The sequence below is a fragment of the Mesorhizobium amorphae genome (genome assembly GCF_014843845.1).
Classification (GTDB): Bacteria; Pseudomonadota; Alphaproteobacteria; order Rhizobiales; family Rhizobiaceae; genus Mesorhizobium; species Mesorhizobium amorphae_A.
This window is the reverse complement of record NZ_JHQS01000051.1, coordinates 199254-219084: the sequence shown is the minus strand read 5'-3', so window position 1 is coordinate 219084 and position 19831 is coordinate 199254. Positions and strand designations below refer to the sequence as shown.

At 64.4% G+C, this 19831-nt stretch carries 18 protein-coding genes; 4 read left to right on the top strand and 14 right to left on the bottom strand.

Features of this window, described 5'->3' with window-relative positions:
• Nucleotides 1-80: 80 nt before the first annotated feature.
• Nucleotides 81-947 carry an SDR family NAD(P)-dependent oxidoreductase gene (locus DH08_RS19420; RefSeq protein WP_192180864.1) on the top strand — a complete coding sequence of 289 codons (867 nt, stop codon included), beginning with the start codon at nt 81-83 and terminating at the stop codon, nt 945-947.
• A gap of 3 nt (nt 948-950) precedes the next feature.
• On the opposite strand, the gene DH08_RS19415 is transcribed toward DH08_RS19420, so the two are convergent.
• The 3 genes from DH08_RS19415 to DH08_RS19405 form a co-directional block, all read right to left on the bottom strand.
• Nucleotides 951-1379 carry a low affinity iron permease family protein gene (locus DH08_RS19415; protein ID WP_192180863.1) on the bottom strand — a complete coding sequence of 143 codons (429 nt, stop codon included), beginning with the start codon at nt 1377-1379 and terminating at the stop codon, nt 951-953.
• Nucleotides 1380-1661: 282 nt separating this feature from the next.
• The gene (locus tag DH08_RS19410; RefSeq protein ID WP_192180862.1) at nt 1662-2303 is read right to left on the bottom strand and encodes a DapH/DapD/GlmU-related protein; all 642 of its coding nucleotides are present in this window, start codon (nt 2301-2303) and stop codon (nt 1662-1664) included.
• A gap of 69 nt (nt 2304-2372) precedes the next feature.
• On the bottom strand, nt 2373-2861 hold the full coding sequence (locus DH08_RS19405; RefSeq protein ID WP_006204882.1) for a CreA family protein: 489 nt from the start codon (nt 2859-2861) through the stop codon (nt 2373-2375).
• 206 nt (nt 2862-3067) lie between these two features.
• Here DH08_RS19405 and DH08_RS19400 point away from each other — a divergent pair, with 206 nt between their 5' ends.
• The 3 genes from DH08_RS19400 (at nt 3068) to DH08_RS19390 (ending at nt 6544) form a co-directional block, all read left to right on the top strand.
• The gene (locus DH08_RS19400) at nt 3068-3643 is read left to right on the top strand and encodes an SCO family protein (protein WP_282595050.1); all 576 of its coding nucleotides are present in this window, start codon (nt 3068-3070) and stop codon (nt 3641-3643) included.
• An 86-nt stretch (nt 3644-3729) separates the two neighbouring features.
• Complete coding sequence (locus tag DH08_RS19395) at nt 3730-4602, top strand: 50S ribosomal protein L11 methyltransferase (RefSeq protein WP_192180861.1); 873 nt, start codon at nt 3730-3732, stop codon at nt 4600-4602.
• Between the two features lie 97 nt (nt 4603-4699).
• On the top strand, nt 4700-6544 hold the full coding sequence (locus tag DH08_RS19390) for an aminopeptidase P family protein (protein WP_192180860.1): 1845 nt from the start codon (nt 4700-4702) through the stop codon (nt 6542-6544).
• Nucleotides 6545-6554: 10 nt separating this feature from the next.
• Here DH08_RS19390 and DH08_RS19385 read toward each other — a convergent pair whose 3' ends face one another.
• The 11 genes from DH08_RS19385 to DH08_RS19335 form a co-directional block, all read right to left on the bottom strand.
• Nucleotides 6555-6851, bottom strand: a complete 297-nt coding sequence (locus tag DH08_RS19385; RefSeq protein ID WP_192180859.1) for an AzlD family protein — start codon at nt 6849-6851, stop codon at nt 6555-6557.
• Nucleotides 6848-7576 carry an AzlC family ABC transporter permease gene (locus DH08_RS19380; protein WP_192180858.1) on the bottom strand — a complete coding sequence of 243 codons (729 nt, stop codon included), beginning with the start codon at nt 7574-7576 and terminating at the stop codon, nt 6848-6850. Before DH08_RS19380 ends, DH08_RS19385 begins: the two co-directional genes overlap by 4 nt.
• Nucleotides 7577-7680: 104 nt before the next feature.
• Nucleotides 7681-8367 (bottom strand): DUF2461 domain-containing protein, encoded by a 687-nt coding sequence (locus DH08_RS19375; protein ID WP_192180857.1) that lies wholly within the window; start codon nt 8365-8367, stop codon nt 7681-7683.
• The gene (gene ligA / locus DH08_RS19370; protein ID WP_192180856.1) at nt 8367-10574 is read right to left on the bottom strand and encodes an NAD-dependent DNA ligase LigA; all 2208 of its coding nucleotides are present in this window, start codon (nt 10572-10574) and stop codon (nt 8367-8369) included. The genes DH08_RS19375 and ligA overlap by 1 nt, the downstream gene beginning before the upstream one ends.
• A gap of 153 nt (nt 10575-10727) precedes the next feature.
• Nucleotides 10728-12401 (bottom strand): DNA repair protein RecN, encoded by a 1674-nt coding sequence (gene recN / locus DH08_RS19365; RefSeq protein ID WP_192180855.1) that lies wholly within the window; start codon nt 12399-12401, stop codon nt 10728-10730.
• Nucleotides 12401-13270: an outer membrane protein assembly factor BamD gene (locus tag DH08_RS19360; protein ID WP_192180854.1), complete on the bottom strand. Its 870-nt coding sequence runs from the start codon at nt 13268-13270 to the stop codon at nt 12401-12403. Before DH08_RS19360 ends, recN begins: the two co-directional genes overlap by 1 nt.
• Before the next feature lie 217 nt (nt 13271-13487).
• Nucleotides 13488-14435, bottom strand: coding sequence for a UDP-3-O-acyl-N-acetylglucosamine deacetylase (gene lpxC, locus DH08_RS19355; protein ID WP_192180853.1), 948 nt, complete (start codon nt 14433-14435; stop codon nt 13488-13490).
• Nucleotides 14436-14716: 281 nt separating this feature from the next.
• Nucleotides 14717-16375, bottom strand: a complete 1659-nt coding sequence (gene ftsZ / locus DH08_RS19350) for a cell division protein FtsZ (protein WP_192180852.1) — start codon at nt 16373-16375, stop codon at nt 14717-14719.
• A 67-nt stretch (nt 16376-16442) separates the two neighbouring features.
• Nucleotides 16443-17750 carry a cell division protein FtsA gene (ftsA, locus tag DH08_RS19345; protein WP_192180851.1) on the bottom strand — a complete coding sequence of 436 codons (1308 nt, stop codon included), beginning with the start codon at nt 17748-17750 and terminating at the stop codon, nt 16443-16445.
• On the bottom strand, nt 17747-18688 hold the full coding sequence (locus tag DH08_RS19340) for a cell division protein FtsQ/DivIB (RefSeq protein ID WP_192180850.1): 942 nt from the start codon (nt 18686-18688) through the stop codon (nt 17747-17749). Before DH08_RS19340 ends, ftsA begins: the two co-directional genes overlap by 4 nt.
• Nucleotides 18676-19602, bottom strand: a complete 927-nt coding sequence (locus DH08_RS19335; protein WP_192180849.1) for a D-alanine--D-alanine ligase — start codon at nt 19600-19602, stop codon at nt 18676-18678. Before DH08_RS19335 ends, DH08_RS19340 begins: the two co-directional genes overlap by 13 nt.
• Nucleotides 19603-19831 lie beyond the last annotated feature (229 nt).

The following is a 19831-nucleotide window of genomic DNA, read 5'->3' as shown; positions in this document are numbered from 1 at the left end:
CAACCCGAAGACGTCGAACCGGACTTGCCTGGGGCGCATCGGACGCTAAGTTCGGCGCAACCCCGAACAAGGAAAAAATCATGACCAGCGATGCCGAAATCCAGACCGCTTTGCCCGCCCTCGCCTCCGGCAACGTCGCCGTCATCACCGGCAGCGCCAGCGGCATCGGCCTTGCCGCGGCCAAGCGGCTGGCAGCCATGGGCATGAAGATCGTGCTCGCCGACATCGGCGGCGCGCGCCTCGACGCGGCCGCCGGCGCGGTCGCCGCGATCGGCGGCGAGGATGGCGTGCTCGCCGTCGCCACCGACGTCGCCAAGGCGGACGAGGTCGACCGGCTGGCGCAAAAGGCGCACAGCGCCTTCGGCGGCGTGTCGCTGCTGATGAACAATGCAGGCGTCGGCGACAATCCGGGAAAACCCTGGGAAAACCGCGATGCCTGGAAGCGGCTGCTCGACATCAATTTCTGGGGCGTCGTCCACGGCGTCGAGGCCTTCTCGCCGGCCATGCTGGCATCGGGCAAGCCTGGCCTGATCGTCAACACCGGCTCCAAGCAAGGCATCACCACGCCGCCCGGCAACCTCGCCTACAACGTCTCCAAATCAGGCGTGAAGACTTTCACCGAGGGCCTCGCGCACGCCCTGCGCAACGAGCCAGGCGCAAAGGTCTCGGCCCATCTGCTCATCCCCGGCTTCACCTTTACCGGCCTGACCGAAGGCGCGGTGGAAAAACCGGCCGGCGCCTGGACCGGCGAGCAGGTCATCGATTTCATGCTGGCATCGCTGCTGCATGGCGATTTCTATATCCTTTGCCCGGACAACGAAGTCGCGCGGCCGACGGACGAAAAGCGCATGGCCTGGGCGATTGGCGACATCATCGAAAACCGCCCTGCTCTGTCGCGCTGGCACCCGGACCACAAGGACGCCTTCGCCTCCTTCATGAACGACTGACAATCACGCGGCCTGGCCCTTGGCGCCGCGCTTCTGGGCCACCGCCTTCCTGGCGGCCATGTCGGCGATCTTCTTGTCATGCCGCTTTGCCGCCTGTTCGCATTTGGCGCGGATCTCCTCGACCTCGGTTTCGGTCAGATGCTCGATACCGATGAAGGTGTTGTGAGCCCGGCCGACCCGGATCAACTCATCGAGCTTGGCCTGGATCGCCGCGCCGTCGCGGTTCTGGGTGTTCTGGATCAGGAACACCATCAGGAAGGTGACGATCGTGGTGCCGGTGTTGATGATCAGTTGCCAGGTGTCGGAAAAGCCGAAAATCGGCCCCGTCACTGCCCAGACGACAATGACCAGGCAGCAGGCGGCAAATGTCAACGGCAGCCCGGCAAGATGCGCGACCGTGTTGGCGATCCGGGTAAAAAGCTTCTCGATCATCCAAGGACCTCGACGATTGAGCGACAGGAGTTCGGCTGAAGGTAGAATTCATTGCGCAATCAGAAACTAACGGCAGCCGGTTCCGGTTCCCGGCCGGCGCCATTTCGCCGGCCACAATCGAATACACGCACAAAGCGTGGCTCCGGGAAAAACCGCCTTATGGGTTTGTTGCCATAGTGCCGATGCAGGTCAAAAGCCTGTTCCTTCCGCCTTGCGGCGGGTCTACTCCTGCCCCTTCCGCTGCGCCACCCCCGCATGGCGGAAGGGGTTACTTCCCCAGCATCAAGGCGCGTCGTTTTCCCAGCGGTCGAGGAAGGCTTCGATCGGCAAAGCCTGCATGTCGGGCACGGCCCGGGCCAGCCTCTCCGGCGCCCAGTCCCACCACGCCAGGCTTTCGATCCGCGCCGCAATGTCGGCGGCGAAGCGCTGGCGCAGCGGTTTCGCCGGAACGCCGGCGACGATCGCATAGGTCGGCACATCGCGCGTCACCACCGCATTGGCGCCGACAATCGCGCCATTGCCGATCGTCACCCCCGGCATGATCACCGCGCCGTGGCCGATCCAGACATCGTGGCCGATGCTGACCGACTTTGCCTGGCGCCGCTCGCGGAAGCCCGCGTCGACACCCAGCCAGCGGAAATACTCGTTCGGCCGGTAGCTGACCTTGTGCTGCGTCAGCCGCTCGATCGGATGCTCCAGCGCATTGATGCGACTGTTGGCGGCAATCGAGCAGAACTTGCCGATCGTCGTGTAGATCGCCTCGGCATGGCGCTCGAAATAAGAGAAGTCGCCGACCGTCACTTCGCGCAGGATCACCCGTTCGCCGATCGAGGCATAGCGACCAAGCTTGCACGCCTTCAGCTCCGCGGTCGGATGAATGCGCGGTTCCGGGTCTTTCAGGACAAGATTTTCGGCACGGTCCATGTGGCGGCTTTACGCCCGGACGATTGGTCCCGCAAGCGGGACCAATCGTCCGTCAGCTGTTGCCAGAGTCTATTTCGGCTTGCCTTTGGTCCACACCACGTTCTGGCCGTAGAGCGGCACGGTGGTGACGGACATCTTCGCCGAACCATCCTGGACCTGGCGCGAATGCGACAGATAGATCAGCGTCTCGTTGGTCTTGTCGTAGATGCGGTTCACCACCTGCTTCTTCCAGATCAGGCTGATGCCTTGCTTGAAGACTTCCTCGCCGCCTTCGCTCATGTCGATGTCGCCGATGGTGATCGGCCCGGTCTGGCGGCAGGAGATCGAGGAATCCGACGGATCCTCGAACCAGTTGCCCTTCTGCAGGCGGTCGATGACACCGCGATCGAAATAGGAGACGTGGCAGGTGACGCCCTCCACTTTCGGATCCTTGATCGCCTCGACGATGATGTCGTTGCCGAGCCAGTCGACGCCGACCTTGCCCACTTCGTCTGCCGCCGCCACACCGGTGCCGAGGACAAGGCATGCGGCCAGGGCGCCGCCGATCAGTTTTCGCAAATGAGCCTCCTGCGGTTCGCGTTTTGCCGACCTCAGGTGGGACGGGCAGCGGGACTTTGCAAGCAGATCGTCTCTGCGCCGCTTGCCGGTTGCGGCAACGCGACATCTTTGCGTGCGCCACGCCAAACCGGTAAGAGTGTTCACCGAACAAGGGCTTTCCGCGCCCATCCGGCGCGTGCCATGACAATCACGACGGACACCCATTGATGATGCGTTCAATACTGGTCGGCATTCTCGTCCTGATGGCGGCGGGCATCGGCTGGCTCACCTTCGACTGGTATCGCGGCCATTATGGCGGCGAGCCGTTCGGCACGCCGTTCACATTGGTCGACCAAAAGGGCGCCCCGATCACCGAAGCAGCGTTCAGGGGTCATCCCAGCGTCGTCTTCTTCGGCTTCACTCATTGCCCGGAAGTGTGCCCGACCACTCTCTTCGAACTTGCCGGCTGGCTGAAGACGATGGGCGACAGCGGCAAGAACCTGAATGCCTATTTCGTGACCGTCGACCCAGAGCGCGACACGCCCGAGGTGATGAACACCTATGTCGGCAATTTCTCCGACCGCATCGTCGGCATCACCGGCGATCCGGACAAGGTCCACGCCATGGCCAAGGGCTTCAGCATCTACTGGAAGAAGGTCGACACCGGCGACGGCGACTACACAATGGACCACACCGCTTCGGTGCTGCTGCTGAACGCCAGGGGCGAATTCTCCGGTACCATCGCCTATGGCGAAAGCGCCGACACCGCCATCGCCAAGCTGAAGCGGCTGGCGGCGGGCTAGAGCACGATCCCGAACCGTAGGTCCGCGTCAGCGAAAAGTGGGAACCGGTTTTCGGAAAAGATCATGCTCAAGCAAGAAACAACCTCATGACCCAGACGCGGCTCTATTTCATCGCCAGCAAGATCGAGGCCGAGCATATATTCGCGGCGCTCGAAGGTGCCTTCGAAGACGAGGGCCTGCCGATCGCCGTGCTCGAGGTCGACGAGGATCGCGACATCCATGAAGTGTCGCTCTATGCGGACGGCGACATCGATGTGGTCGAGGCAAGGGTAAAGGACGTCCTTGCCGGGCTCGCGCTGCCAAAACCGATCGAACGCGAAACGCTTCCCGACATCGACTGGGTGACGCGCTCGCTGGAAGGGCTGAAGCCGGTGCGCGCCGGGCGTTTCTTCGTCCATGGCGCGCATGACCGCGACAAGCGCCGCAGCGGCGACCTCGCCATCGAGATCGAGGCCGGCCTTGCCTTCGGCACCGGCCATCACGGCACCACATCCGGCTGCCTGGAAATGCTGGAAACGGTCGTGCGCCGCGAGCATCCGGCGAATGCGCTCGACCTCGGCACCGGCAGCGCCGTGCTGGCGATCGCGCTGGCAAAACTCGCGCATATTCCGGTGCTGGCGACCGATATCGATCCGGTCGCGGTCAAAGTGGCTGCCGCCAATGCCCGCCTCAACCACGTCAAGGCGCTGGTCGAAACCGTGACGGCGCCGGGCTTCCACCACCCGATCTTTGCTGCGCGCGCGCCCTTCGATCTCATCGTCGCCAACATACTGGCGCGTCCGCTGATGCGGCTGGCGCCGGAAATGGCCAGGCATATATCGTTGGGTGGCTCGATCGTGCTCTCCGGCATTCTCGACCGCCAGCGCGACGCGGTGGTCTCGGCCTATGTCGGCCAGCAGTTCCGCCACGTCAGGACCTTGCACCGCGAAGGCTGGGTGACGATCCACCTCAAGCGGTAACCCGACTCGATCCGCCCCATTTGGCCCTGCTGAAATCGATTCCGGTTTCCGGGGCTATGCGCTACGGTCGCGGCGAGCATTCGACGGAGACGCCACCATGTTCCAGACCTTTGATTCCGCTGGCGATCCGGCTGTCGGTAAGCCGCGTGTGGCGCTGCTGCGCCAATGGCTGGCGGCCAACGGCCTCGATGGTTTCATCGTGCCCCGCGCCGACGAGCATCAGGGCGAGTACGTCGCCGATCGCTCGGCGCGGCTGAAATGGCTGACCGGCTTCAGCGGTTCGGCCGGCGCCGCCATCGTCCTTCGCGACCGCGCCTTCATGTTCGTCGACGGGCGCTACACCTTGCAGGTGCGCAGCGAGGTCGATCTCGACATTTTTTCGATCGAGAGCCTCGTCGACAACCCGCCGGCCAGCTGGATCAAAGACAATCTCGGCAAGGGCGCGCGGCTTGGCTTCGATCCCTGGCTGCACACGCTCAGCGAGGTCAAGGCGCTGCATGCCTCGGCCGAGCAATCCGGCGCGGTACTTGTGCCGCTCGAGAAGAACCCGATCGACATCATCTGGAAGGACCAGCCCGAGCCGCCCCGGGCGCCGGTCGAGATCCACCCGATCGGCTTTGCCGGCGAACTGGCCAAGGACAAGCTGGTACGGCTGGCAGCTGCGATCGGCAAGGATGGCGCCACGCACGCCGTGCTAACCGACCCGTCCTCGATAGCCTGGGCCTTCAACATTCGCGGCGGCGACGTGCCGCACACGCCGCTGGCGCTCGGCTTTGCCGTGCTTGCCGCCGACGGCTCGCACCAGCTGTTCATGGACCAGCGCAAGTTCTCGCGCACCGTCGCCGCCTATCTGACGCAGCTTGCCGAACTGCACGAGCCCGGCGAGTTCGAGGCGGCCATCGCTGCCCTGGCCAAGGATGGTGCAAAAATCGCACTCGACCTGGTGCTGGCGGCGGAAAAGCTGAAGATGCTGGTCGAGGACAATGGCGGCACTGTCGTTGCCGCGCCCGACCCGGCCCGCACTCCGCGCGCCACCAAGAACCAGGCCGAGATCAATGGCAGCCGCGCCGCGCATCGTCGCGACGGCGCCGCCATCGCCAAGCTGCTCTGCTGGCTGGATCGCCAGAAGCCGGGCACGCTCGACGAGATCGCGGTCGTCACCAGGCTTGAGGAAACGCGCCGGCAGACCGGCGAGGAGACGCAGATGCCGCTGCGCGACGTCTCCTTCGACACCATCTCGGGCGCCGGCCCGAACGGCGCCATCATGCATTACCGCGTGTCGCGCGCCACCAGCCGCAAACTCGCCGATGGCGAACTGTTCCTGCTCGATTCCGGCGGGCAATATCAGGATGGCACCACCGACATCACCCGCACCGTGCCGGTCGGCACGCCGACCGAAGAGATGCGCGAGCGCTTCACCCTGGTGCTGAAGGGCATGATCGGCATTTCCATGCTGCGCCTTCCCGCCGGCACGCGCGGCTCCGAGATCGACGCGGTGGCGCGCATGGCGCTGTGGAAGCATGGCTGCGACTTCGCCCACGGCACGGGCCATGGCGTCGGCTCTTATCTGTCGGTGCATGAAGGCCCGCAGCGCATCGCACGCACCGGCACCGAAAAGCTGCTCGCCGGCATGATGCTCTCCAACGAGCCCGGCTATTACAAGGAAGGCGCCTACGGCATCCGCATCGAGAACCTCGTGCTGGTCACTCCGGCCGAGCAAATAGAGGGTGGCGACATCGCCATGCACGGTTTCGAGACGCTGACGCTGGCACCGATCGACAAGCGACTGATCCGCACCGACCTCTTGACGCGCGACGAGCTGCACTGGCTCGACCAGTACCACGCGCGCGTGCTGACCGAGATCGGCCCGATGCTCGACGGCGAAACGCTGGCCTGGCTGGAGAAGGCGGCGGCACCGCTGCCGCACGACGCAAAGATCTGAGTTTCGGGAACTACCCGACGAACTGCCGTGCCAGGATCAGCACCGCCGTACCGGCCAAAAACATCGCCATCAGGCCGCCGCGCAGCGACGCCAGCGCAGTGACGATCAGCGCCGCCCATTCGGCGGGCCCGGCGCTAAGTGCGGCCGGCGCGACCAGTGTCGTCAGCACCGCAGCCGGCACCGCGTTCAAGCCAGCCTCGACGCGCGGATGGATGTTTTCGAAGCGCGAGATGACCAGATGCCCGCCGATGCGGGTGAGATATGTAGCGATCGCGCCGGCGATGATGATCCACAAGGTGGTGCTCATGGCCGTTCCCCCACGCCGCTATGGTGCGGCGGCAGGACGACCGCCAACAGCATGCCGGCGACCGCGCCGATGGAAACGTGCCAGGGCGAACCCACCGTCTTGTAGGCGATGATCGAGGCAACGGCGCTGGCCATGACCACAGGCAGCCAGAGCGGCCGCGTACGAAAACCAAGCACCAGGCCGAGGAAATAGATCGGCAGCAGGAAATCGATGCCCAGCGCATGGGTGTCGGGAATGAGCTTGCCGAACACCGCGCCGAGCGCACTCTCGATCACCCAGAACACATAGACCGGCAGGCCGAGCCCCAGATACCAGACGAAGCCGACCGTCTTGCCGGACGCCGCCCTGGCCTCGGCCACGGCATACTGCGGGTCGGTCATGATGAAATAGCCGAGCGCCTGCTGGATGACAGGCCAATGCGAGATACGGCGGCCGAGGCCGGCGGAATAGAGCACATGGCGAAAATTGACGGCGAAGATCGACAGCACGATCAGCCAGGGCGCGACATGCTGCCCGAACAGTTCGATACCGACCATCTGGCTGGCGCCGCCGAAGACCAGGGCGCTCATCAGGAAGGCTTCGAGCACGGAAAATCCGTTGTCGACGGCAATCGCCCCGAACAGCAGGGCAAATGGTGCCGAGGCGACCACGACCGGCATCGAGAGCCGCACGCCGTCCCAGAAATCGCTTTTTGCGCTGCCCTCGGAGATCGCTTCCACAGCCATCGACCACTCCTGCCAGAAGGGTGGTATGTAGGGAGAGCCGGCTTCCTTGTCACACCAATTCGCTTGAGCCAATCGATCAGCGGAAATGATCGCCGGGCGTGGTGTTATGCAGCCTTGCCCTGGATCGCCCTGCCCCAGTCGAGCAGCGGCCTGGCGCGAATGGTGAAATCGACGAGTTCGTCGACCAGCGCCGGTGCGTGGATCCCCGCCGGGTTGATGGCGTGCCGGACGGCGAAATGCCGGTTGCGGACCGCCTGGGCAAGGTCGGCGTCCGTGACATCCTCGAAACCGCGCGGCGCACGCTTCAGGCATCCCTCGGTGTCTAGTTCGAGACCGGCTTTCTTCAGCGCCGCCACCAGGGCGCGGAAGGCGACCGGCTTCGTCGTGATGGCTTTGCGCATGGCCTGAAGCAGTTCGGAGCCCGGCTGCCACCAGGCAACGCCGGCAAAGCAGCGGTCGACCCCGATGTAAACGAAGAACACGCCCTGCTCCATCTTGGTGCCGTCGGGTGACAGGATCGCGGAAAGGTGCTGGTTGTAGGGCCGCTTGTCCTTGGAAAAACGCACATCGCGGTTGATCCGGAACAGCGATTTCTTGCGGTCGCCCCGCAGGCCGAGCCCCGCCGCCTGGAAACGTTCGGAGAGCGTCTCGACGAGATCGCAGAACGGCTCGTGCAGCTCGCTTTCGTAGAGCGCCCGGTTCTTCTGGAACCATTCCCGGCTCTGGTGGAAATCGAGAGCCTTCAGGAATGGAATGGCCTTCTGCCCGAACCCCTTGAACGCGCCGGCCATCAGCCGCCCCTGCCGATCCGCTGCAACCAGGTGTCTTCGTCGATCACCTCGATGCCGAGATCGGTGGCAACCTTCAGCTTGGAGCCGGCGCCTGGCCCCGCCACCACCAGGTCGGTCTTCGCGGAAACCGAGCCCGCGACCTTGGCTCCCAGACGTTCGGCCATCGCCTTGGCTTCGGAGCGCGTCACCTTTTCCAGCGTGCCGGTGAACACGATCGTCTTGCCTGCGACCTCGCTGCCGGCCGAGACATCCACGACGTAGGGCTTCGGCTTGACCTGCTTGAGCAGTGCATCAAGCACGTCGTCGTTGCGTTCATTGCCGAAGAAATCTCGAAGCGCGCCGATCACCGTGTCGCCGATGCCGTTGATCGATGGGAAGACGCTGTGCGGATCGGCCGCCGCCGCTGTCTCCTTGCCGATGCGGATCAGCTCCTCGATGGTCGAGAAGGTTCGTGCAAGCACGGCGGCCGTCGTATCACCGATGTGGCGGATGCCCAGCGCGAAGATGAAACGGTCGAGTTCCGGTTCGCGGCGGGAGTCGATGGCTGCAAAAAGCTTGTCGAGGCCTTCATAGTTGCGGTCCTCGACACTGCGCACGTTCTTGCGCGTCTTGCCCGACGCGGCCTCGCGCTGCCTGGCCTGCTCCTCACGCCGCTCGGCCAGCGCCTTGGTGACGGCGGGACGGCGATCCTTGAGCGTGAAGATATCGGCGGCTGTCCTGATCAATCCCGCATTGAAGAAGGTGTCGATGTTTTCGGCGCCCAGCCCTTCTATGTCCAGGGCGCCGCGTGACACGAAGTGGCGCAATCCTTCCACCGCCTGCGCGGCGCAGATCAGTTCGCCGGTGCAGCGCCGGCGGGAATCCTCCTTGCCGGTCTTCTCGTTGATCTCGCGCGTCGCGGGCGAGCCGCAGATCGGACAGCTATGCGGGAATTCGTAAGGCGCGGCATCGGACGGACGCTTGTCGATGACGACGCTGACGATCTGCGGAATGACGTCCCCCGCCCGCTGGATCACGACCGTGTCACCTATGCGTATGTCGATGCCGTCGCGGATCGGCTGGCCGGTGCTGTCCAGACCCTTGATGTAGTCCTCATTGTGAAGCGTGACGTTTTCGACCACCACGCCGCCAACCGTGACGGGGGCAAGCCGTGCAACCGGCGCCAGCGTGCCGGTGCGGCCGACCTGGATGTCGATCTTCTGCACGGTCGTCATCGCCTGTTCGGCCGGAAATTTGTGAGCGACGGCCCAGCGCGGTTCGCCGGTGACAAAGCCCCATCTGCGCTGCAGTTCCAACTGGTCGACCTTGTAGACGACGCCGTCTATGTCATAGCCGAGCGATGAGCGCTGCTCCTCGATCAAATGGTAGTGCGCGACCAGTTCCTCTGCCGATTTCGCCCGCACCATCAGCGGACTGATCTTGAAGCCCCAATCAGCGAACTTTTGCACCGACTCATACTGGGTCGGAGCGGGATCCTCTGATGTGTAGCCCCAGGCATAGGCAAAGAATTTGAGGTTGCGGCTGGCGGTAACCGATGGATCCTTCTGGCGCAGCGACCCGGCCGCCGTGTTGCGCGGATTGACATAGTCCTGACCGCCGGCTGCAGCCGAGCGTTGCTTCAGCGCCTCGAATTCCGCATAGGTCATGTAGACCTCGCCACGTATTTCGATCGTGTCAGGCCAGCCTGAGCCCTTTAACGTCTTCGGGATGTCGGCGATCGTCTTGAGATTGGCGGTGATGTCCTCGCCGACGGCGCCGTCGCCGCGCGTTGCGCCCTGCACGAACACGCCGCCTTCATAGCGCAGCGAAGCCGACAGCCCGTCGATCTTCGGTTCGGCCGTGAAGGCGATGTCCAGATCCTTGTCGCGGTCGAAGAACCGCCGGCCGCGTTCGATGAAGTCGGTGACGTCCTCGTCGGTATAGGCCTTTGCGAGGCTGAGCATCGGCACCGCGTGACGCACCTTGGCAAAGCCTTCCGCAGGCGGCGCGCCGACCCGGCGCGATGGCGAATCCTCGCGGACCAGATCGGGGAAGCGCTCCTCGATGGCGAGGTTGCGCCGCGCCAGCGCGTCATACTCCGCGTCCGAGATCGTCGGCGCATCCTCGGTATGGTAGCGCCGGTCGTGCTCGGCAATCTCCGCCGCCAGCCGCTCCAGCTCACTGGCTGCCTCGCTTTCGCTGAGCGAATCGACAGGTTTTTCCGACATGCTTTTCTTCCCTGAACGTGGTGCGACACAATAGAACAGGATTCTCCCATGAGGGAGAGACCAGGCACGGGAAAATCATTCCTGAACAGCGGGATGGAGCCATATCCTGACTCTGTCCGAAAGACCGGGCTTTCAGCTCCGGATGGCGTGGGGCTAAGCCGCGGCCGTATTCTCGCGCAGCAGCCGCTCGGCCGCGGCGCGCGCCTCGTCGGTGATGGTGGCGCCAGCCAGCATGCGCGCGATCTCTTCCTGGCGCGCCGCCCGGTCCATCTCGGCGATGCCAGTGGCAACCTTGTCGGTGCCGCCGGATTTGGAGATCAGGAAATGCGTCGCCGCGCGCGCTGCGACCTGCGGCGCATGCGTCACCGAAAGCACTTGCACGCGCATCGACAGCCTCGCCAGCCGCTGGCCGATGGCGTCCGCCACCGCGCCGCCGACCCCGGTGTCGATCTCGTCGAAGACCAGCGTCGGCGCCGAGCCGCGGTCGGCCAGCGCCACTTTCAGTGCCAGCAGGAAACGCGAAAGCTCGCCGCCGGAAGCAACCTTCATCATCGGCCCCGGCCTCGTGCCGGGATTGGTGCGCACCCAGAACTCGACCTGGTCGATGCCCTCTTCCATGCGGCTTTCGGCATCGCTGGTCATCGAGACGATGAACTCGGCCCGTTCGAGCTTCAGCGCCGGCAATTCGGCCATCACCGCCTTGGTTAGCCCGGTGGCCGCGGCATGACGAAGCGAGGACAGCTGTGCGGCGGCGATATCGTAGGCCTCGCGTGCGGCCGCAGCCTGCTTCTCCAAGCCGTGCAGGCGTTCTTCGCCGGCATCGAGATCGGCGAGGTCGGCGGCCATCGTGTCGCGCAATTGCGCCAGGTCGTCGACCGCTACGCTGTGCTTGCGCGAGGCGGCGCGCAGCGCAAACAGCCGCTCTTCCGCCTTCTCCAGCCGCTGCGGGTCAAATTCCGTAGCGCGCAGTGCCGCCTCGACACCAGACTGCGCCGCGTCGAGCGACAGCATCGCCTCGTCGAGCGACCTGACCACATCGTCGAGCAGTCCGGGCGCTTCCGTCACCTTGCGCTGCAGGCGTCGGAGCAGGCTGGCCAGTTGCGGCAAGGGCGAGGACGGCCCCGACAGCACGTCCTGCGCATCATGGATTTCCGAGGCGATCTTCTCCGCCCGCATCATCGTGGCGCGCAGCTCCGCGAGCTGCGTCTCTTCGCCGGGTTGGGGATCGAGCTTGGCCAGTTCCGCCACCGAGGCGCGCAGATAATCTGCTTCGCGTGCCGCCGCCTCGACCTTGGCGCGGTGTTTGGCGAAGTCCTGCTCGCAGCCCCGCCAGTAGCGCCACGCCTCGCCTGTCGCGCGCGCGGCGCCGAGATGGCCGCCGAAACTGTCCAGCAAGTCGCGATGCGCGCCCGGATCGACCAGCGCCCGCTCGTCATGCTGGCCGTGGATCTCGACCAGCGCATGGCCGATATCGCGCATCAGGGTGACGCTGGAGGGCTGGTCGTTGACGAAGACGCGCGTGCGGCCGTCGGCTGTCTGCACCCGGCGCAGGATGATGTCGCCGTCGTCCTCGATGGCGTTTTCGGCGAGCAGCGCCCGGGCCGGATGGTTGCGCGGCACGTCAAACACCGCGATGACCTGGCCCTGTGCCACGCCGTGGCGGACCAGCGACGCGTCACCGCGGGCGCCAAGCGCCAGCGACAGCGCGTCGAGCAGGATGGATTTTCCGGCGCCGGTTTCTCCCGTCAGCACGGACAGGCCAGGCAAGAAGTCGATGTCCAGCTTCTCGATCAGAACGATATCGCGGATCGACAGCCTGGAAAGCATCAGGCGCCGGTGATCAGTTTCCCGGCCTTGGAAATCCACGACCCGGCATTCTCGCGCGGCTCAAGCCCGTTGCTCTGCAGCAGCTTGTAGGAATCCTTGTACCACTGGCTGTCGGGATAGTTGGTGCCGAGCACCGCCGCCGCGGTCTGTGCTTCCGACGTCAGCCCCATCGCATAGTAGCTCTCGGTCAGGCGGGCCAACGCTTCCTCGACATGGCGGGTGTTGGAATAGTTCTCGACCACATTGCGGAACCGCTTGACGGCGGCGATGTATTCGCGGCGCTCGAGATAGTAGCGGCCGATCTGCATCTCCTTGCCGGCCAGCTGGTCGGTGGCGAAGCGGATCTTCTCCTTGGCGTCGTCGACATATTCCGACGTCGGCCAGCGCGTCACCAGATCCTGCATGGTCTGCACGGTCTGCCGCGCTTCCTTCTGGTCCTGGGTGACGTCCTTGATCTGCCGGTAGTAGCTCAGGCCGATGATGTACTGCGCATAAGCCGCATCGTCCGTCGACGGATAAAGCGTCAGATAGCGCTTGGCCGAGCCGATCGCCTCGTCATAGTGGCCTGCGCGGTAGTCGGCGAAGGCGCCCATCACCATCGATTTGCGGGCGAATTCCGAATAGGGGTGCTGACGGTCGACGGCGTCGAACTTCTTGCTCGCCTCGTCCAGACGACCAGCGTTCATATTCGCGAGGCCCTGATTGTAGAGAACGTCGGCCGGTTCGGTCTGGTCGACATAGGTCGACAGGTCGACGTCTTTCTCGGACGACATGCAGGCCGACAGGAAGAGCGATGGGACAACCACCGAAAGCGCCAGGAAAACTGCCCTATGCGGCGCTTTCGATTGACCAACTCGCTTGAAGAACATGATTGGATTCCGCCCTTTCGGCGTCATTTCAGTCGTCATTTCGGGTCTGGGGCAGCAGCCATAAACCATAACCGCCTTGCCCGGCAACGCTATCTCCGGCCAATCGCACATTTTTGTGGCGGTTTGGCGGTTGGCCCGTGATCGTATGATTTCACCAACCCGTGATGCATCCATGCAACACAGGCCGGCCGCCAGCAAGCCAGAAAATCGTTAAGAATCAGATCATCCAGGGCGCATAGACGGGCGCGCTGACGGCGCTCATCTCAGCGCTCCGACCGCGTTCGCGGCGTGTCGTCTCGACGATCTCGAACGCCGAACGGTCGGACAAAAGCCGCCGCAAAGCCGCCGCATTCATCCTGTGACCGCCGCGATAGGAGCGGAAGCAGCCGATGAAGCGGGCGCCGGCCAGCGCCAGGTCGCCCATTGCGTCCAGCGTCTTGTGGCGCGCGAACTCATTGGGATAGCGCAAGCCGCCCATGTTGATGACGCGGTTGTCGTCGCCGATCACCAGCGAGTTTTCCAGCGACGAGCCGAGCGCGTAGCCGGCCGCCCACAGCCGCTCGACATCCTTCATGAAACCGAAGGTGCGGGCGCGCGCGATGTCGCGGCGGAAAATGTCGGCATTGATGTCGGACGCGAACAGCTGGCGGCCAATCGCTGGGCTTTCGAAATCGATCTCGATCTCGAAGCGGGTGCCGTCATAGGGCCGGAATTCCGCCCAGGACGCCCCGTTCTCGATGCGAACCGGCTTGACCACCCTTATGTAGCGGCGCTTGACCGGCAGCGTCTCGACGCCGGCCTGGTCGAAGGCTTCCACGAACGCGATCGCGCTGCCGTCAAGGATCGGGACTTCGGGGCCGTCGATCTCGATGATGAGATTGTCGAGGCCAAGACCGAAGACCGTCGCCATCAGATGCTCGACGGTGCCGATGTGCTCGCCCGCCGGATCACCCAGCATGGTGCAGAGATCGGTCGCGCCGACTTCGGAGACAAGGGCGCGGAACTCGCGGCTCTCGCCGCCATTTGTAAGCTGGAAGAGGATGCCGGTGTCGGCGTCCGCGGGCAGGAAATGAACTGTAACGGGCTTGCCGCTGTGAACACCGGTACCCGTCAGCGTTGCACGCGATTTAAGTGTCGTCTGATAGTCTTGCAAGACAAACCCCATAAGCCCAAACTGCCATCGTCCGCTTCATCAGCCCTGAGGGCGCGCGGCTCTTGAATTGATCGGCAGGCAGGGCCAACTCCCCGAATCCCGGCAAACCGAAGGTAATCCGGGCGAAGATAGTGGTCCGGCTGGGAGACTCCAAATCACGGTTTCTTTCCTGCTGTAACCGCGACCTGGAGCGAGACACCTCTCGTAACACTCTGTTTTACAACTTCTTTTTGCGTTAACAGGCAAACAATCGCTTGTCTGCCTGTTAACAATTGTTACGGACCGTTAACAGGTCAGTTGGCCTGGCGGCGCAGGAAAGCCGGAATCTCCAGCTGGTCGTCTTCCTGCACAGCCCGGCTCTGCGGCGTCAGCCGGCCCTGGTCGTCCAGCTGCCCGCGACGCGGCGCGTAGAGCTGCGGATCCTGGCTGGCAAGACGGCGCACTTCCGGTGCCGCCTGGCGCAGTTTGGGTTCGCGCGGCTGCGCCGGCTGCAACCGTGCAGGCTCTTCCTCACGACGCGTCAGCCCGTTGGTCAGGCGCTTGAGCAGGCCCATCGGTCCGCCGCTCTCATGGTGGTCGGCCGGGCGGCTCTTGGCTTCCACTTCCGCCTTCACCACCGGCGGAAAATCCTCGACGCGCGGCATGCGCTGCGGTGCGGCGGCGACCGGCTGCGGCATTTCCCGCAGCGGTGCGGGCTGCACGACCTGCTGCTGAACCACCGGCTGCGGCTGGGCAGGCGGCGCCTGGAAGATCTTGCTCTGCGGGCGGAACTCTTCCGCATGGGCAGCCGGACGCGGCTGCGCCATGGCGGCCGCATTGGCTTCGGCAAGCTGGATGGCCTCGGCAACCGGATCCACCGCGCGCGACTCGTAGGCCGCCTGCTGGACAGGTGCCGGACGGCTTTCCGCGATCGCGGCTGCCGGGCGGCTGACCGGCTTTTGCGGCGCGGCGCGGATCGAGATCGGCGCCGCGGCGATTTCGGCCGCCGACTTGTCGATGCCGGTGGCGACCACAGAGACACGGATCACACCTTCGAGCTCTTCGTCGAACGTGGCGCCCAGGATGATGTTGGCGTCCTGGTCGACCTCTTCGCGGATGCGGGTCGCGGCCTCGTCGACCTCGAACAGCGTCAGGTCGCGGCCGCCGGTGATCGAGATCAGCAGGCCCTTGGCGCCCTTCATCGAGGTCTCGTCGAGCAGTGGGTTGGCGATCGCCGCCTCGGCGGCGGCCATGGCGCGGCCCTCGCCCGAAGCTTCGCCCGTGCCCATCATCGCCTTGCCCATCTCGCGCATCACCGAACGGACGTCGGCGAAGTCGAGATTGATCAGGCCTTCCTTGACCATCAGGTCGGTGATGCAGGCGACGCCCGAGTAGAGCACCTGGTCGGCCATGGCGAAGGCATCGGCGAAGGTGGTCTTGTCATTGGCCAGCCGGAACAGGTTCTGGTTGGGGATGACGATCAGCGTATCGACGCATTTCTGCAGTTCCTCGATGCCCAGGTCGGCCGTCTTCATGCGGCGCTGGCCTTCGAAATGGAACGGCTTGGTGACGACGCCGACGGTGAGTATCCCCTTCTCACGCGCGGCCCGCGCCACCACCGGCGCAGCACCCGTGCCGGTGCCGCCGCCCATGCCGGCGGTGACGAAGCACATATGGGTGTTGGAGAGATGATCGATGATCTCGTCGATGCATTCCTCAGCCGCCGCGCGCCCGACTTCCGGCTGCGATCCCGCACCGAGCCCCTCGGTGACATGCGCGCCGAGCTGGATCAGCCGCTCAGCCTTCGACATGGTCAGTGCCTGGGCGTCGGTGTTGGCCACCACGAATTCGACACCGCGCAAGCCGGCGGTGATCATGTTGTTGACCGCATTGCCGCCGCCGCCGCCGACACCGAACACGGTGATGCGTGGCTTCAGCTCGGTGATGTCCGGCTTTTGCAGATTGATGGTCATTGTCTCCGTCCTTTGCCTTTCCCGCCGCTTCGCCGCTGCGGCCGCCTATGGGGCTGTCCCCGTCAATTTAGAAACTGTCTCTCAACCACTGACTCATGCGATGCAGTTTTCCGCCCGTTCCGGTCATCCTGAGACCGGAAATTCCTTTTGCAGGATGGCTCTCGAAGCTCGCCATCTGCGGATAGATCAGCAGCCCGACCGGGGTCGAGAATGCCGGCCCCTTGGCCGCTTCCGGCAGGCCCGCCACGCCGAGCGGGCGGCCGATGCGCACATTGCGCCCGAGAATGCGGCGCGCCGCTTCCGGCAGGCCGGAAAGCTGGCTGGCGCCGCCGGTGAGCACGACGCGCTTGCCGACGGCGTTGCCGTAGCCGGACTTGTTCAGCCGGTCGCGCAGCAGTTCGAGCGTTTCGTCGATGCGGGCGCGGATGATGCGCGTCATCATCGAGCGCGGCACCTGCAGCGGTATCTCGCCCTCTTCGCCGATCGGCTGGATCGAAACCAGGTCGCGGTCGTCGGCGCTGCCGGGCAGCGCCGAGCCATGCATCACCTTGAGCCGCTCGGCCGCGTCGAGCGAGGTCGACAGGCCCTTGGCCATATCCAGCGTCACATGGTTGCCGCCGATGGCGATGGCGTCGCCATGGACGAACTTGCCTTCCGAGAACACCGAGATCGTTGTCGTGCCGCCGCCCATGTCGATGCAGGCCGCGCCCATTTCAAGCTCGTCGTCGACCAGGGCGGCAAGCCCGCTGGCATAGGGCGTCGCCACCATGCGCTCGACCGACAGATGCGAGCGGTTGATGCAGAGTTCCAGATTGCGCAGCGGCGCCGCATCGCCGGTCAGCACATGCATGTCGACGCCGAGCGATTCACCGACCATGCCGCGCGGATCGCGCACGCCGCGCTCGGAATCCAGCGAGAAGCCGACGGGAAGCGAATGGATCACCTCGCGCTCGGCCTTGAGCGCCTGCTTGGCGCCGGCGGCCAGCACCCGCTTGATGTCGGCCTCGTCGGCCTGGTGGCCGCCAAGGTTGATGGTGGCCGAGTAGGCTTCGCTCTTCAGCCGGCCGGCCGTCATGTTGACAATCAGCGAATCCACCGTCAGCCCCGCCATGCGCTCGGCGGCGTCGACGGCGAGGCGGATGGCATGCTCGGCGCGATCGAGATCGACGACGACGCCCGACTTCACGCCTTGCGATTTCTGGTGGCCGATGCCGATCACCTGGATGCGATGCGAGCGTCCGCGCAACAGCTTGCCGTCGTCGCGCGGCTTCAGCTTCGCCACCACGCAGCAAACCTTGCTCGAACCGACATCCAGCACCGTCAATGTGCCGGAGCGGCGCGAGGAGGCATCATTGTTGCCGCCAAGCCAGCTCATATCTTCGTCTCCGGCTTGCGCTTCAGCTTCTGCGGCTTTTCGTTCAGCGCCGCCTCGCGCTGCGTCGCCGCTTCCGGCGTCAGTTGCACGACGAGACGGTCGGACAGGCGCATGTCGACGGCGGCGATGTCGCGCGTCAAAAGCCCGTTGTCATGATCCATCCTGACCAGGTCGGCGATCGCCTGATCCTCGCCATCCTCCGGCAGCTTGATCGTGATGCCGTTCTCGAGCTTCAGGTCCCAGCGCCGTTCGCCAATGCGGATATAGCCTTTGACCCGCGCCGCCAGCTCCGGATATTTCTTGATCTTGGCTAGGAAATCCGGGGCCTTAGCCGGCGCGCCGGTGCCGATGATCAACGGCAGCAAGGCCTGCTTGCCACCCGAGAACGGCGCGATCACCTCGCCGGACCGTTCGATGACGGAAAGCGTATTGCCCTGCTGCCAGAGCGCGAAAGGCTCACGCTCCTCGACACGCACTTCCAGCGTATGCGGATAGACCTTGCGCACCGCGGCGACCTCGACCCAGGGCAGTGTCGCGATCCGCTCGCGCGCGGCCTCGGCGTCGAAGCCGATCAGTGAGGTCCAGCCGTCGAGCTGAAGCCGGTCCAGTATGTCGATCTCGGAGGTTTCGCGATTACCGACCACCTTGATCTGGTCGACGGCGAAGCCCGTGCGGGCAGTGATGCCCTGGACGATGCTGTCTGTGTAGCCGCCAAGATAGGCGCCATAGGCGCTACCCGATCCGATGAGGACCGCCGACAGGATGGCGGCGGAGAAAGGCGGCGCGGTGAACTCACCCTCGCCCAGGCGCGCAAGTGCACGCACCGGCCGGCGAAGCAGCCGCGGCAGCACGAAATGGTCGAAAGACAGCGGCACGCCGAACAGCGTCGGCCCAGCCGCGCCCGTCCCCTTGCCCTGGCCCCATTTCAACGCAGACACGAAGCGTCCTCCACCATCCAACTCAACAAATCGCCGAACGAATGTCCCGCATGCGCGGCGATTTCGGGCACCAGAGACGTCGGCGTCATGCCCGGCTGGGTGTTGACCTCGAGCCAGACAACCTCGCCGTTCTCGGAGTGACGGTCGTCGTAACGGAAGTCCGACCGGGAGACGCCCCGGCAACCGATAGCTTGGTGAGCCTTGAGCGCCAGTGTCTGTATTTTTTGGTAAATATTCGGTGAAATTTTAGCAGGGGTTTCGTGTTTTGATCCGCCCGCGACGTATTTTGAATCATAGTCGTAGAAGGAATGGCCGGTCGGGATGATCTCGCAGACGCCGAGCGCCACGTCACCCATCACCGCGCAGGTCAGTTCGCGCCCATGCACGTAGCGCTCGACCATGACGGTATCGCCGTATTTCCATTCCGACGAGCCGATGACCTGCGGCGGATGCGACTGCCCCTCATGCACGATGACGACGCCGAAGCTCGATCCTTCATTGACCGGCTTGACCACATAGGGCGGCTTCATCGGATGCTTGTTCTGGATGGCGAAGCGGCTGGTCACCTTCGATTCCGCCACCGGAACGCCGACCGCCTTGGCGACCTTCTTGGCCAGCTCCTTGTTCATGGCAAGCGCCGAGGCGAGCACGCCGGAATGGGTGTAGGGAATGGCCAGATATTCGAGGATGCCCTGGATGGTGCCATCCTCGCCGAATGGGCCGTGCAGCGCGTTGAAGACGACGTCAGGCTTGAGCTCAGCAAGCACGGCGCCGACATCGCGCGCGACATCGACGCGGGTGACCTGGTAACCTTCCTTCTCAAGCGCATCGGCACACGCTTTCCCCGAGGACAGAGACACGGGCCGCTCCGACGAGAATCCACCCAGGAGGACGGCCACATGCTTACTTTTCATTTCCCGTCATCCCCTCTCACGGCGGGTCCGCAACCAATGCTTCCGCAACATTGAGTCCGAGTCTCCCGGCAGGTTGCCCCCCAGACGGAAAACGCGGGTGACGCGTCGAACGACTCAAATCAGGAAACGCTTTAGGGCAGAGAATCAGAGAGTTGATTCGCTGGCAAGTGCTTATGAATCCGACAGATTCACTTTCCGCGAAAACAGCTACGAAAACTGTGTTGTGAGT